14 protein-coding genes are annotated in these 13,330 nt (G+C 57.5%); 7 read left to right on the top strand and 7 right to left on the bottom strand.

Annotated features, from left to right (window positions below; all coding sequences use genetic code 11):
* The first annotated feature begins 40 nt into the window (after positions 1 to 40).
* Genes HNR64_RS08660 through HNR64_RS08650 form a run of 3 tightly spaced genes read left to right on the top strand, consistent with a single transcriptional unit; the run spans position 41 to position 2,598 of the window.
* The gene (locus HNR64_RS08660) at positions 41 to 490 is read left to right on the top strand and encodes an acyl-CoA thioesterase (RefSeq protein WP_204996113.1); all 450 of its coding nucleotides are present in this window, start codon (positions 41 to 43) and stop codon (positions 488 to 490) included.
* Entirely contained in the window at positions 487 to 1,125 is a 639-nt protein-coding gene (locus HNR64_RS17470) for a GNAT family N-acetyltransferase (RefSeq protein ID WP_204996112.1), read from the top strand. Before HNR64_RS08660 ends, HNR64_RS17470 begins: the two co-directional genes overlap by 4 nt.
* 12 nt (positions 1,126 to 1,137) lie before the next feature.
* The gene (locus tag HNR64_RS08650) at positions 1,138 to 2,598 is read left to right on the top strand and encodes an NAD-dependent succinate-semialdehyde dehydrogenase (protein WP_204996111.1); all 1,461 of its coding nucleotides are present in this window, start codon (positions 1,138 to 1,140) and stop codon (positions 2,596 to 2,598) included.
* Positions 2,599 to 2,657: 59 nt separating this feature from the next.
* Here the strand turns inward: HNR64_RS08650 and HNR64_RS08645 are convergent, their stop codons facing one another.
* Positions 2,658 to 3,905: a cytochrome P450 gene (locus tag HNR64_RS08645; protein WP_027875114.1), complete on the bottom strand. Its 1,248-nt coding sequence runs from the start codon at positions 3,903 to 3,905 to the stop codon at positions 2,658 to 2,660.
* A gap of 234 nt (positions 3,906 to 4,139) precedes the next feature.
* Here HNR64_RS08645 and HNR64_RS08640 point away from each other — a divergent pair, with 234 nt between their 5' ends.
* Complete coding sequence (locus tag HNR64_RS08640) at positions 4,140 to 5,330, top strand: class I SAM-dependent rRNA methyltransferase (protein WP_204996110.1); 1,191 nt, start codon at positions 4,140 to 4,142, stop codon at positions 5,328 to 5,330.
* A gap of 12 nt (positions 5,331 to 5,342) precedes the next feature.
* Here HNR64_RS08640 and HNR64_RS08635 read toward each other — a convergent pair whose 3' ends face one another.
* Genes HNR64_RS08635 through arsS form a run of 3 tightly spaced genes read right to left on the bottom strand, consistent with a single transcriptional unit; the run spans position 5,343 to position 8,429 of the window.
* Positions 5,343 to 6,380: an NADP(H)-dependent aldo-keto reductase gene (locus tag HNR64_RS08635; RefSeq protein ID WP_204996109.1), complete on the bottom strand. Its 1,038-nt coding sequence runs from the start codon at positions 6,378 to 6,380 to the stop codon at positions 5,343 to 5,345.
* A gap of 33 nt (positions 6,381 to 6,413) precedes the next feature.
* A complete protein-coding gene (locus tag HNR64_RS08630) occupies positions 6,414 to 7,457 on the bottom strand; it encodes a methyltransferase domain-containing protein (RefSeq protein ID WP_204996108.1) in 1,044 nt (347 codons plus the stop codon).
* Positions 7,458 to 7,469: 12 nt separating this feature from the next.
* Complete coding sequence (gene arsS / locus HNR64_RS08625; RefSeq protein ID WP_204996107.1) at positions 7,470 to 8,429, bottom strand: arsenosugar biosynthesis radical SAM (seleno)protein ArsS; 960 nt, start codon at positions 8,427 to 8,429, stop codon at positions 7,470 to 7,472.
* 285 nt (positions 8,430 to 8,714) lie between these two features.
* Between arsS and purE the strand changes: the two genes are divergently transcribed.
* Both purE and purK read left to right on the top strand, forming a co-directional pair.
* Positions 8,715 to 9,206 (top strand): 5-(carboxyamino)imidazole ribonucleotide mutase, encoded by a 492-nt coding sequence (gene purE, locus HNR64_RS08620; RefSeq protein WP_027875119.1) that lies wholly within the window; start codon positions 8,715 to 8,717, stop codon positions 9,204 to 9,206.
* Positions 9,206 to 10,273, top strand: a complete 1,068-nt coding sequence (gene purK / locus HNR64_RS08615; protein ID WP_204996106.1) for a 5-(carboxyamino)imidazole ribonucleotide synthase — start codon at positions 9,206 to 9,208, stop codon at positions 10,271 to 10,273. The genes purE and purK overlap by 1 nt, the downstream gene beginning before the upstream one ends.
* A gap of 83 nt (positions 10,274 to 10,356) precedes the next feature.
* Here the strand turns inward: purK and HNR64_RS08610 are convergent, their stop codons facing one another.
* The gene (locus HNR64_RS08610) at positions 10,357 to 10,524 is read right to left on the bottom strand and encodes a hypothetical protein (protein WP_204996105.1); all 168 of its coding nucleotides are present in this window, start codon (positions 10,522 to 10,524) and stop codon (positions 10,357 to 10,359) included.
* Between the two features lie 50 nt (positions 10,525 to 10,574).
* Positions 10,575 to 11,420 carry a LysR family transcriptional regulator gene (locus HNR64_RS08605; RefSeq protein WP_204996104.1) on the bottom strand — a complete coding sequence of 282 codons (846 nt, stop codon included), beginning with the start codon at positions 11,418 to 11,420 and terminating at the stop codon, positions 10,575 to 10,577.
* 146 nt (positions 11,421 to 11,566) lie between these two features.
* Between HNR64_RS08605 and HNR64_RS08600 the strand changes: the two genes are divergently transcribed.
* Complete coding sequence (locus HNR64_RS08600) at positions 11,567 to 12,349, top strand: HPP family protein (protein WP_204996103.1); 783 nt, start codon at positions 11,567 to 11,569, stop codon at positions 12,347 to 12,349.
* Here the strand turns inward: HNR64_RS08600 and HNR64_RS08595 are convergent.
* Entirely contained in the window at positions 12,342 to 13,232 is an 891-nt protein-coding gene (locus HNR64_RS08595; RefSeq protein WP_338061839.1) for a LysR family transcriptional regulator, read from the bottom strand. The two genes, HNR64_RS08600 and HNR64_RS08595, sit on opposite strands and share 8 nt — an antisense overlap.
* Positions 13,233 to 13,330 lie beyond the last annotated feature (98 nt).

Here is a 13,330-nt window from a genome sequence, read left to right as displayed (position 1 = left end):
TATAGCCGCACTTACTGCACCGAGCTCGAAGGACACACCAATGACCGCATCACCGCTAAGCCAGCGCACGCACTACCGTTGGTTTACCCCAATCACCACCCGCTGGATGGACAACGACGTCTATGGTCACGCAAATAACGTGAACTACTATTCGTGGTTCGACACAACCGCGAATCGTTATTTGATAGAAGCCTGTGGACTGGATATTCACCGCGGCGAGCAAATCGGGTACATCGTTCACAGCGAGTGTTTCTACACCTCTGCTGTGGCGTTTCCAGACGAGCTGGAGGGCGCGCTGTGCGTCAACAAACTGGGCAATAGTTCAGTAGAGTACGGCGTAGCGATTTTCCGGCGGGGAGAAACCATCGCTGCCGCACACGGCCGCTTTACCCATGTGTTTGTCAATCGACAAAGCGAACGCCCCATGCCGATGACCCCAGCGCTTAGGCAGGGCCTGGAAAAAATTCAACGTGAGGCCGAACCATCGTGACTAGCACCGCATTTCGTCAATGCCGACCTGGCGATAGGGAAAAAGCCCTACCGCTTATCATCAGCTCCGGCCCGGAAGCGTTCCACTACGTGTTCTGCGACCGCCAAAGCGAGCAACTTACGTCGTTTCTAGAACGCGCCTTCATCGCCAAAGGCAACGAATTCAGCCACGATCAACACCTCGCGCTTATCGACAACGACCAGCTGGTGGCCGTGGGCGCACTGCGCTACGCAGAACAAACCAATCGTTTCACCCTAGCCGCGATGCGTCTGATTTTCGCCCACTATTCACCACTGGCGGCACTGCGCACAGCCTGGCGCGGCCTGCGCACCGAGTCGGTTATCAAGCCGCCGGGTAAAGGTGTCGCCTTTATCTATCAGCTTGCCGTGTGTCCCGAACAACGAAGCCGGGGCTTTGGGCGGCGAATGATCGCCGAGCTGCTATCCCGCGCCAGGCAGCAAGGCTACCGGCGCGCAGGCCTCAATGTGTCGGTGGAAAACCCCCGCGCCCAAGCCCTGTATGAACAACTCGGGTTTCGCGTTCAGCGAGAATACAGCGGCGAGCTGCGCAGCCCCTACGGCTACGTACCGGGCCAGCGTTATATGGAGTGTGAACTTCACGCCACCAATCAATAAAGGAGAGCAAGTATGCAGTTGCAGCGCCCCGATCTGCTTCGCGACAACAACTACATTAACGGCCAATGGCAGGCTGCCGCCAGCGGCCGGCGCTTTCCCGTAGAGAACCCCGCCAATGGCGAGAAACTGACAGAGGTTGCCGATGGCGGCACCGCCGATATGGACGCCGCCATCACGGCAGCCGACGCAGCACAAGCCGCCTGGCAAAGCGAAACACCTAAAACCCGCGCGCAGATTCTGCAGCGCTGGTATCAGTTGATCATTGAACACCGCCGCGATCTCGCGGCGATTCTCACCGCCGAACAGGGCAAAGTACTCGCCGAGGCGGATGCTGAAATTGGCTACGGCGCCAGCTATGTTGAATGGTTTTCTGAAGAGGCCAAGCGCATCGATGGCGACATTCTCGCGGCCCCGTCGCGCGACAAACGGCTACTGGTCATCAAACAGGCTATTGGTGTGGTTGCGGCGATTACGCCGTGGAATTTCCCCAACGCCATGATCACTCGCAAGGCCGCGCCGGCATTGGCAGCGGGTTGCTGCATTGTGATCAAACCCGCCCATGAAACGCCGCTCAGCGCCCTTGCCTTAGCGGCCCTGGCCGACGAGGCCGGCTTCCCTGCCGGGGTGTTTAATGTGGTCTGCGGCACACAGGCCAGCGACATCGGCAGCGTGATGACAAGCAGCCCATTGGTGCGCAAACTCAGCTTCACCGGATCGACCCGCGTCGGCAAAATTCTGATGGAACAGTGCGCCGCGACGGTTAAAAAAACGTCCATGGAATTGGGCGGCAATGCGCCATTTATCGTATTTGACGACGCCGATATAGACGCCGCCGTCGCCGGCGCCCTGGCGTCTAAGTACCGCAACGCAGGCCAAACGTGTATCTGTAGCAATCGCATTCTCGTGCAGGATGGCATCTACGATGCCTTTGCCGCGCGCTTTGCCGCCGAAGTCCAACAATTCCGGCTCGGCGATGGCCGCGATAGCGATGCCACAATGGGGCCCCTCATTACCCGCCAGGCGTGCGACAAGGTCACCGCGCTGGTCGACGATGCGCTGTCGAAAGGCGCATCAGCCATTACCGGTGGACGACGCGCCAGTATTGGCGAGCATTTTTTTGAACCCACTGTGCTGCGCGATGCCACGCCAGCCATGCGGGTATTTCAGGAAGAAATTTTTGGCCCGGTGGCCCCCTTGTTCCGCTTCGAGGATGAACAACAGGCGATCGCGCTGGCCAATGACACTAACTACGGGCTCGCCGCGTACTTTTACACCCAGAATTTAAACCGCGTCTGGCGGGTGGCAGAGGCCCTTGAGTACGGCATTATCGGCATTAACGAGGGCGTCACATCGAGTGAAATGGCGCCTTTCGGCGGCATGAAGGAATCGGGGATCGGTCGCGAAGGGTCGAAATACGGCATCGACGACTACGTTGAGCTGAAGTACCTGTGTCTGGGTGGCCTGGACAACTAGCGGCAATCTTCAGGCAAAAAAAAGCCCCCAAAAGGGGGCTCTTAGCACGGCCGCTACACTTAGACTTCTGGGTCAAAAGTAATCGGCATGGCTTTAATGGTGTTGATGAAGAACGAGCGCATGTAGGTAACATCGCCGGCAAACTTGGGGTTACGCAGGCGTGGAATCAGCTCTTCAAAAATAATGTTCAGCTCCATGCGCGCCAGGTTCATACCCAGGCAGAAATGCTCGCCGATACCAAAAGAACGGATCTCGCGGCGCATATTCGGCAGGCGCTTAGCGCGGTGAATATCGAACTTCATGGCATCGTCACCGTAGGCGTCTTCGTCGTGGTTGACTGCATGGTAGTGCAGCACAACTTTGTCGCCTTTTTTGATGTTGTGGCCATTCCATTCAATGTCCTGAGTGGCGGTGCGGCGCATCGCGATGAACGCGGTGTTGTAGCGCAGCATTTCCTCGACCGCATCGGGGATGTCTTCAGGGTGATCCACCAGGTGTTGCAGCTGCTCGGGGTGCTCGATCAGCAGGCGCATACCGTGAGCGGTTGCAGTACGAGTACTCTCGTTACCACCGACCATAATCAGGATGAACATCCAGGCGAACATTTCCTCGTCGACTTTTTTGCCGTCAACTTCACCATTCAGCAAGGCTTCAACCACGGGGCTGGTGGGGTTTTCGCGCTGTTTAGCCGCCAGCTCGGCAGCGTAGGCAATAACCTCAAAGCTGACCGCGTTGGCTTCATCGCGGCTGGTCGCCAAGTCGGGGTCATCGGCGAAAGCCATGATGTTAGTCCAATCGAAGAACTGCTTGCGGTCTTCCTGGGGCACGCCCAGCAATTCCAGAATTGCCATCAAGGGCAGCTCGGCAGCCACATCTTCAACAAACTCACACTCGCCTTTCTTGGCAACACGGTCAATGATTGAGCGCGCACCTTTGCGCAGCCACTCTTCCATATTTGCCACTGCGCGCGGCGTGAAAGCATCGCGAACAATTTTGCGGTACTTCATGTGCTTGGGCGGATCCATGGCGATAATGATGTTTTCGTGCATCACCGCTTGAATCTCTTCCTCGCCTTCGGGCACTTCCATCGGGAAGGGACCTTCAATGTTAGATGAGAATAAATCCGGGTTTTGCGAGACGAAATCCAGCGCATCACGCTTTACAACGGCCCAGTACGGCACGCCATTTTCGGGGTCATCCATGTACACCATTGAACCGGCTTGGCGAATCTTCGCCAGCTCTTCATAGGGCATACCGTTTACGTAAGTATCCAGACTGAGCAGGTTGGTAAAGGGACACTGGCTCATAATTGTTTTCCTCAATTACGCCCGGCACGAGGGCTATTTCGATTATTTACCGCGTGACGACCCGGGAAGGTGGTCATCTATAAACCCTAAAAGTAACAGGTCATTAACCAAATTTCGAGTTCATAAACGGTCAGGCAAATAACTTTATCGGCAACATTAAGATAGTCAGCTTTTCTGGAACCAGCGAGCACAATCCCCGATAATGCCGCCTTTCGTCACCACCGAGACAACACAATGACCCTGCCTACCCTGCGCCTTGCCAAAAATGAAGAACGTCGACTGCGCGGCGGCCATCTGTGGATCTATAGCAATGAGGTCGACAAACAGGCCAGCCCACTGAAGAGTTTCCAGGCCGGCGAGCAAGTGGTTGTCGAGTCATCCCAAGGCAAAACACTGGGCGTGGCGTACATAAACCCGCAGTCGCTGATCTGCGCGCGGCTGCTCAGCGGCGGTCAGCAGCCCTTTGGCCAGGCAATGATAGAACAGCGTATTGCCCAGGCGCTGGCACTGCGTGAGCAACTCTTTTCATCGCCCTGCTACCGGCTTGTCTACGGTGAAAGTGACCTGTTACCGGGCTTGGTCGTCGACCGCTTCGGCGACCACCTCTCGGTACAGTTTAATACCGCAGGCATGGAAGCCCTGCGCGAGCCGGTGCTGAAAGCGCTGGATAAACTGCTGTCTCCGGCGTCAATTTTGCTGCGCAACGACGCCTCGGTGCGCAAGCTCGAGGGCCTGCCCAGCGAAGTGGTCTGCGTTCACGGCGAGTCGCCGGAAGACGTTGAATTAACGGAGAACGGCGTGCGTTTCCTGGCGCCGCTGAGCAGCGGCCAAAAGACCGGCTGGTTCTACGATCAGCGCCCCAATCGCGCTTGGTTACGCGACATCGTTAAAGATAAGCGGGTGCTGGACGTCTTCAGTTATGTGGGCAGTTTTGGTGTGCAAGCCGGCGTTTTTGGCGCTCGCGAGGTCTGGTGCAACGACGCCTCAGAGCTCGCTCTGGAAAAAGCCCACGAGAACGCCGCGCTAAACGGCATTGGCGAGCGCTTCAACACCCTTCAGGGCGATGCCTTTGCGGCGCTCAAACAGCTCAAGGAAGACGGCCAACGTTTCGATGTCATCATCGTCGACCCACCAGCCTTTATTAAACGCAAGAAAGACCAAAAAGAGGGCATTCTGGCGTATCGGCGCATCAACGAACAGGCCATGCGCTTACTCGAACCCGGCGGCTATCTGCTATCGGCCTCCTGTTCCATGCACATGCCTCGCGAGTCACTACTGGATATTGTGCGGGCCGCCTCACGCCATATTGACCGCCACGCTCAAATACTGGCCGAAGGTATGCAGGGCGCCGACCACCCCGTACACCCGGCAATCCCCGAGACCCGCTACTTGAAGGCCGTACTGAGCCGGATCTGCCGCAGTTAGCCCTTTCGTTCTCTAGGGGGCGGGATTTGGCTGGGCGGTGTGAATGGCCTCGATACCTTCCATTAGCGCATCGCTGAGAACGAGCTCGGCGCTGTCGATATTGCTTTTTAGCTGCGCCATTGAAGTCGCGCCGATAATATTGCTGGTGACAAATGGCTGATTGGTTACGAATGCCAACGCCATCTGCGCAAAGTCTATACCGTGTTCTTCCGCTAACAGGGCATAGCGCTCGGTCGCCACGGCAGCCTGGGGATTGTTGTAACGCTGAAAACGCTCGAAAAGCGTAATGCGGGCATTCTCGGGCCGTTGCCCGTGACGGTATTTGCCACTGAGCATGCCGAAGGCCAGCGGTGAATACGCCAGCAGCCCCACATTTTCACGCAGGGCGATTTCGGCCAGCCCCACTTCAAAACTGCGATTCAACAGGTTGTAGGGGTTCTGAATACTCACCACCCTCGGCAGGGCATAGCGCTCGGCCAGGCGCAGGAAATTCAATACGCCCCAGGGGGTTTCATTGCTCAGCCCCACCGTTTTTACCTGCCCGCTGGCCACCAACTCGCTGAGGGTTTTCAGTAATTCATGCTGATTCGCTTCGACGTCGGCGTTATCGCTGCTGTGGCGGTAGCCCAACTTGCCAAAAAAATTGGTGTCGCGGTTTGGCCAGTGAATCTGATAGAGATCGAGGTAATCGGTTTGCAGGCGCTGAAGGCTGCCTTCGAAGGCCTTGAGCAGGGCGTCGCGATCCAGCCCGCGGCCGCCGCGAATATGTGCATTGCCGGGGCCGGTGGCTTTACTGGCAAGCACCAGTTGGTCTCGACCTCCGCGCTCACTCAGCCAGCGACCGATGTACTCCTCCGTGCGCCCCTGTGTTTCCGCCCGGGGCGGCACTGGATACATTTCAGCGGTGTCGAAAAAATTGATCCCACGCGAGCGAGCATAATCCATTTGCTCGAAGGCCTCGTCACAGGTGTTCTGCTCGCCCCAGGTCATTGTGCCCAGGCAGAGCTCACTGACCTCGATAGTGGAATTTCCCAGGGGACGCATTTTCATCACACACTCCTTTTGTATTTTTGCGCGAATAATTCAGCAACAGGGCAAGGCGCCGTCATCATCAGCCGTACTGAAAGGCAGCGACACGCCGCAGCCTTCAAAAATGCCGTAGTGGCGGCTAAAGTCGCCCAAAAAATCAAAGTGCTCGGCAAAACGGCTGTCGGCCAGCATTCGCCAGGTATTGCCACACACCGGAAACACCCGACCCACTTCAATAATATGGTGCTTGTCGAGGACAAAGTTCACCGGCGTTTCACGAATGCTGCCACGGTAGCGAACCGCCTGGCCGTAATCTTCACAGTCGCTTTCCAAATTATCGAGATTGAACAAACGATAGGTCGCCGAGAAAAACTCCACGCCTGCCGTTTTTGCTGCAACAGCCGGGTCGGTCATTTCCAAGGGGCGGTCTTCGACTAACCGCGGGTCGGTAAAGCCCTGCCCCTTGGCGAGTTGCACAAAGTCGTTCCAGTACAGGGCGCCGCCCAAACACTCGCCGTAGAGCAATGGATCATCGCGCATTGCCTCGGGAACACGCCGATTGGCGTAAACATCTGAAAAATAGAATTCGCCGCCGGGCTTCAGCAGCCGCTTCACCCCCGCTAACACCGCGGCTTTATCGGGTGATAAATTAATCACGCAATTGGATACCACCACGTCGAAGCTGGCTGGCTCCAGGTCCAATTCGTCCAGGCGCTCAATATAGCCTTGGATAAAGCGCACATTATCAAAGCCGAATTGTTCAGCGTGCCAGGCCTGGGTATCGCGCGCGACCGCTAACTGCTCGTCGGTCATATCCACCCCGACTACCTCGCCCTCCGCCCCCACCATTTGCGCCAGGGCGTAGACATCGCGGCCGCTGCCGCAGCCCAGATCAAGCACGCGCCGCCCCCGCAGCTCCGTGGGACACACCAGCCCACAACCGTAGTAGCGCGACAACACCTCGGGATGCAGCTTGGCCAACAGCGGCTTGAGCCACTCGGGCATGGCACTGGCATCGCAGCAGGCGCTGGTCTTTAAGTCGTCGGAGCTCTGCAGCTGCTTGCCGTAATAATCTTTAACAATATCGTGACTGCTCATCGTGTCATTTCCTTACAATGCCCCACCGCAACTGCTGCCCTGCCCCGCTGTACAACCATAGCAATGCCCCGCTACGCGAATTGGCTGCCCTTGCAGCGTTGTAGAAAGCAGGGTCGTTAAGTCAGCGCGCTGATCACCGGTACTCGGCAAGCCGAGCCCCAGCTGCTGGTTAAAGTCGCAGTCGTACAGGTAACCCTGCCAGTCAACGCTGACCAGACTGCGACACATCACCGACGATAAGTTGGCCTCGCTGTAGCTGCCTTTTAGCAGTGCGAGGTAATCGTCGAATTGCCCCTTGGAGATAAGCGTGGAGCCGAAGCGCTGAATGGGCATATTGGCCAGCGCAAACAGCGAGTTAAAAACAATGCCAAAGTGCGCCATGAGTTCACGCCGATAATCGGCCTCCAAGCGCTGCTGATTTGGCGGCAGTGCCGGCCCCTGGGGGTTGTACACCAAGTTGAGAACCCGCCCGCTGCCGCTCTGCCCGTAACCCAATTGGTTGAGAGTCTGAAGGCCTGCAATACTTTTATCGAACACACCGTCGCCGCGCTGGGCGTCGACATTTTCCATTGAATAACAGGGCAGCGACGCGACAACCTCTACATCGTTGGCTGCCAAAAACTCGGCCAGCCCTTCCTGCTCCGGCTCAAACAAAATTGTCAGGTTACAGCGATCAATCACCTTTACCCCGAGTGCCCTGGCCTTAACAACCAGCTCGCGGAATTGCGGGTGAAGCTCTGGCGCCCCACCAGTGAGGTCCAACACCTTGATATCGCGCGCGCGGAGTACATCGAGCACCAGGGCAATATTGTCCTCGGTCATCATCTCGGTCCGCGTCGGCCCCGCATTCACGTGGCAGTGCAGGCAGCGCTGGTTGCACTTGTATCCCAGGTTCACCTGTAAGGTATCGATAGCGTGGCGATCTATGGCGGGGAATTCGGTCAGCTCTAACAGCGGCAGGGTCTCTCGCATAATTATCCTGTTTACAAACGTAAGCCGGCTGGGCACATGCAGCCTCTGCTCATAGTTTCACAAGCGTGGCCTTTGTTACAAAATTCGTCAAAAAATGCGCCGCAGCATGTGCAGGCTTACGCGCCAATGCCAGTGACGGAGCAAGCGGCCAGCAAAAAGCAGCAGAATTGCCGAGGGCCGGCGCTGCGATCGCAGGAATTCGTTCAATAATCCACCAATTGACGCGCGCAGAGCCGGAAAATTGATTTATAATGCGCGGTTTTTACGCGACGAGAGCAAAAGCCAATGTCAGCAAAAGTTGCCCTAATCATGGGCTCCAAAAGCGACTGGGACACCATGCGTCCAGCCACCGAGATCATGAGCGAGCTAGGGGTCGAGCACCACGTGGAAGTGGTTTCCGCTCACCGCACCCCCGACAAGCTGATGAGCTTCGCCGAAACAGCCGTCGACAACGGCTACTCGGTGATTATCGCCGGTGCTGGGGGCGCAGCCCATCTACCCGGTATGGTGGCATCGAAAACCCGCCTACCGGTATTGGGTGTGCCTGTGCAGAGCCGCGCACTGAATGGCATGGACAGCCTGTTATCCATCGTGCAAATGCCCAAAGGGATTGCCGTGGGCACACTGGCTATTGGCACCGCGGGTGCGTTTAATGCCGGCTTGCTCGCCTGCCAGATTCTGGCCACCCACGATGCTGAGCTGGCCGAGCGACTCGAACAGTTCCGCAGCAAGCAGACCGACACGGTTCTCGACAATCCAGACCCCCGGGAGGCCTAATGCAAACTGTTTGGGTATTGGGCGCCGGTCAATTGGGCGCCATGCTACAACAGGCCGCGTACCCGCTGGCGCTGCGCGTTGAACCACTCGACCCCGACGTGACCGCGCTACCCAGCATTGGCGACAACGATATTGTCACCGTTGAGCGCGAACAGTGGCCGGAAACACCGCTGACTCGCCACTTGAGTGAGCACCCGAATTTCGTCAACGCCGATGTTTTTTGGCGCATTGCCGACCGCTTCCACCAAAAATCTCTGCTCGACAGCCTTGACGTTGCCACGGCCCCGTGGCGCGCCGTTGAGCAGGACACCAGCGCCGACGAACTGCACCAGGCACTGGGCAAGGACGTATTACTGAAGCGTCGCACGGGCGGCTACGACGGCAAGGGCCAGTACTGGCTGCACAGTGACAATGCCGACGACGTGCCCGCGGCGTGGCAAGGCACCGCCATCGCCGAGCAGAAAATTCCATTCATGGAAGAGCTGTCTCTGGTCGGCGCCCGCGACAGCAATGGCAAGCACGTGTTTTATCCACTGACACTCAACCTGCACAGCAACGGTATTCTGATGGCGTCCGTTGCGCCGCTGTCTCGCGTGGATCACCTGCAGGGCCAGGCACAGGCCATGCTGGGTAAAATTATGGACGCCATGAACTACGTCGGCGTGATGGCGATGGAGTGCTTCCGGGTTGGCGATGAACTGATCGTCAACGAGCTGGCGCCCCGCGTGCACAACAGCGGCCACTGGACCCAGGCCGGCGCCTGCGTCAGCCAGTTTGAGATGCATTTGCGCGCTGTTGCCAAACTGCCGATCAAGGCACCCGAGGTGCGCGGTCACAGCGTGATGATCAACCTGATTGGTATTGAGCGAGACACTCGCTGGATGGCGATTCCCTCTACTCAGTGCTACTGGTATGGCAAAGACGTTCGCCCGGGGCGCAAACTCGGCCATATCAATATCAATCATCCACAGCTGTCGGCGGTCAGCACCGCATTAGAAGCGCTGAAACAACAGCTGCCGGAAAATTATGGCCCGGTTTTCGACTGGGTAGAAAGCCAGTTAACCTAAGGCGCTTTATTCTGACGGCACACGCCTGGCCCGGCCGCTTGCTGGGCCAATTGTTGCGTTTTCGCGCCGCTGTAGCTGGCAACTCAGTAGGGCGTAAGGTAGTTGAGCAATAAGCGCGGCAGATCCGGTTCGACACCCGCCCACAGCACTTCACCCTGATTGATCACATTTAATATCGTGCCCACGACGGCAGCCACTTTCAGCGCGGTGAAAACGACCGGCCGCGACATTGCGCTGTGCCAGAACCCCATTGCACTCTCCTTAAACCATTCCCCGCAATGACGCGTCGCGGGGCGCGGTGTTACAACTGCCACTGCTTTTCTTCGGCAGCTTGTTGCCGCAAGCCCTCCAGCATTTGGCTCAAGGCCAGCGAGCGCTCACCACGCCGGGTGAGCAAATACACCGGGTAGCTGAACTCGGGGGCGTCGTTCACACGGCGCAGCTGGCCACTGTCAAAGTAGGGCGCTAACACACGGCTGCGAAAATAGCCGCTGCCGCCGCTGGCCAACATCAGCTGCAGGGCCAACGGCCCGAGATTCACCCTACAGCGGTGTTGCTTTGCTCGCGGCAAACTTGCCTCAAATTGCTCGCGAAAGCCCGGCCCCCAATCAACCAGATAAAATGGCCCTGACCGCGATGGCGTCTCAGCCAAGAGGAGCTTTTCTTCCAGCAGCAATTCCACAACGTAGTCGCTGTGGTAACGCGGCAAGTGCACAAGCACGGCATCGAGCTCACCGCACTCTAACTTGGCCAGCAAGGTCTCGGCACTTTCTACACAGGCCTCAAACTGCACCCCGCCCAGTTGTTGCTGGGCCCACTGCAACCAACCGCTCAGCAAGGGATTCCACAGGCTGGTTTCGCCCCCCACCGCCAACCTTGCTTGCTCGGTAAGGGGCTCTGCTAGCGCGTCAACTGCCAGCTGCCACTCACTGAGCAAGCGCTGTGCATGGGGCGCAAAACGCTCCCCTTCCGGGGTTAAGCGCGCGCCTTTGCGGTTTCTCACAAACAGGGCACAGCCGAGCTGCTGCTCCAGGCGCTGCAAACGCACAGTCACCGCCGTTTGACTGATATGCAGGCGCTCAGCGGCCGCCAGCAAACTCCCGGCGCTCACTATCTCCATAAAGGTCTTTAACAGGGTTCTGTCCACAGCCGGCGCCGCCTATTTAAATTCACTTTTGTGAAATTTTAATATGATTAATATTCCATAAACATAATAATTATTGCTCGTTAGAATGCACGCCCTAAATTGGTGCCATGCCAAACCGGCAAGGCCAGTCAAAGGGCCCATCGCACGTGCCAAGCCACCACGTTCATCAGCCTCTCGCCCGCCTACTTGGCGTTGAGGCCAACACCACTTCCCATGCTGAGAAGTGGCTATCGATTATCGGCAGCACACTCGGCATGGCCTTCGCCTGCTGGCTGAGCAGCCAGCTGCCCGGTGGGAATTCGCTGGCCTGGATGCTCGCCTCAACAGGCGCCAGTGCGGCCCTGATTTTCGCCATCCCCCACGGCGCACTGTCTCAACCCTGGCCAGTATTGGGCGGGCATGTTATCTCGGCGTTTATCGGCGTGAGCTGCCAGCGCTATTTACCCGCCCACGAATTCGCCGCGATCGCGGCAACGGGGCTATCTATTGCGGCGATGTACTACCTGCGCTGCCTGCACCCTCCCGGCGTGGCCACCGCGCTATTTGCCGTGATGGGCGGGCCAGAGATTCACCAGCTGTCGTACTCACTTTTGCTTAACCCGGTGCTGCTGAACGCCTGCACCCTGGTGTTGGCAGGCCTGCTGTTTAACAATCTGTTTCCCTCGCGCCGCTACCCCAGCACCCTCGCACGCGGCGCCGCAGCAACATCGAGTTTGCAAGAAGAGGACGTTGCCAAGGCGCTGCGCGAGCTGGACTCCTTTGTCGATATCAGCCCAGAGGATTTAAGCCGCCTGTACACTTGCGCCAATACCTTTGCGGCGCAGCGCCGCCGCGACTGGCAACATCGCGAATCGCGTATATTGCGTCTGCGTCCGCGCATGAAAGCCCAGCCACACCCACGATCTCGCAAGCAAAAGCGCGCTAACTGAGGTAGTCGACCTGGCGAAACTGCTCTGCTAAAAAGTCGACAAAGGCGCTGACCTTGGCGGATAGATGACGGTTGTGGGGATAAACCGCCCACACGGCAGTATCGGCGGGTTGATAGCTCTGCATCACCGCTTGCAGGCGCCCTGCCTGCAGGTCCTCGTAAACGTAAAACTCTGGCAACTGCACCAAACCCAACCCGCGGCGCGCCGCCGCCAATAGCGCGTGGCCATTGTTGCTGCGCCAGCGCCCCTCAACCTTGAGCTCGATATGCTGGCCACGGGAATCGCGAAACCGCCACGTGGGTAAAGAACCCACCAGACAACTGTGTTCGCGCAGATCCTCTACGCTATTGGGCACACCGTAGAGGTCGAAGTAGTCGCGGCTTCCACAAATTAACAAGCGCCTTTCGGCGATTCGCCGGGCGATCAACGACGAGTCCTTAAGCACCCCTGCGCGAATTGCCAGATCGTAACCTTCTTCCAGCAAGTCGATGTTGCGATTATTAAAATCCAGCTGCAGATTCACGGCGGGGTAACGCTTTAAAAATTCTGCCGCCGCTGGCGCCACGTAACGTTCACCAAAGGCCCCCGCCACCGTCACCCGCAGATTGCCCTGTGGGCTGGCCTGCTGCTGCATAACCGCCTGCTCAGTTTCTTGCATTTGCCCGAGAATACTTTTGCAGCGCTGAAAGTATGCCTCGCCGATTTCACTCAACACCAAACGCCGGGTGCTGCGAGTAAGCAGTTGCACACCGAGGTGATTTTCCAGGCGGCTGAGCTGACGGCTGGCATGGGATTTTGACATCCCCAAATGCTGCGCGGCCGCCGAAAAACTGCCCTGCTCCACCACGGCAACAAACACTTCCACCGCTTCCCAATGTTTCACGGCTGCCCCTTATTGTTGTCATATAAAAACAATGAGTTTACCAAATAGTGGATTATCGTTGATCAGTTATCAATTTAGACTAGCGCCATTGACCAATA

This window comes from Spongiibacter marinus (assembly GCF_016906995.1).
Taxonomy (GTDB): domain Bacteria; phylum Pseudomonadota; class Gammaproteobacteria; order Pseudomonadales; family Spongiibacteraceae; genus Spongiibacter; species Spongiibacter marinus.
The sequence above is the reverse complement of the archived record's forward strand: the minus strand, read 5'-3'. Positions and strand labels throughout refer to the sequence as shown.

What these genes read in the sequence shown, in the direction of transcription:
- HNR64_RS08660 (WP_204996113.1), top strand. Translation starts at nt 41, where the DNA reads ATGACCGCATCACCGCTAAGCCAGCGCACGCACTACCGTTGGTTTACC.
- HNR64_RS08650 (WP_204996111.1), top strand. Translation starts at nt 1,138, where the DNA reads ATGCAGTTGCAGCGCCCCGATCTGCTTCGCGACAACAACTACATTAAC.
- HNR64_RS08645 (WP_027875114.1), bottom strand. Translation starts at nt 3,905, where the DNA reads ATGAGCCAGTGTCCCTTTACCAACCTGCTCAGTCTGGATACTTACGTA.
- HNR64_RS08640 (WP_204996110.1), top strand. Translation starts at nt 4,140, where the DNA reads ATGACCCTGCCTACCCTGCGCCTTGCCAAAAATGAAGAACGTCGACTG.
- HNR64_RS08635 (WP_204996109.1), bottom strand. Translation starts at nt 6,380, where the DNA reads ATGAAAATGCGTCCCCTGGGAAATTCCACTATCGAGGTCAGTGAGCTC.
- HNR64_RS08630 (WP_204996108.1), bottom strand. Translation starts at nt 7,457, where the DNA reads ATGAGCAGTCACGATATTGTTAAAGATTATTACGGCAAGCAGCTGCAG.
- arsS (WP_204996107.1), bottom strand. Translation starts at nt 8,429, where the DNA reads ATGCGAGAGACCCTGCCGCTGTTAGAGCTGACCGAATTCCCCGCCATA.
- purE (WP_027875119.1), top strand. Translation starts at nt 8,715, where the DNA reads ATGTCAGCAAAAGTTGCCCTAATCATGGGCTCCAAAAGCGACTGGGAC.
- purK (WP_204996106.1), top strand. Translation starts at nt 9,206, where the DNA reads ATGCAAACTGTTTGGGTATTGGGCGCCGGTCAATTGGGCGCCATGCTA.
- HNR64_RS08610 (WP_204996105.1), bottom strand. Translation starts at nt 10,524, where the DNA reads ATGGGGTTCTGGCACAGCGCAATGTCGCGGCCGGTCGTTTTCACCGCG.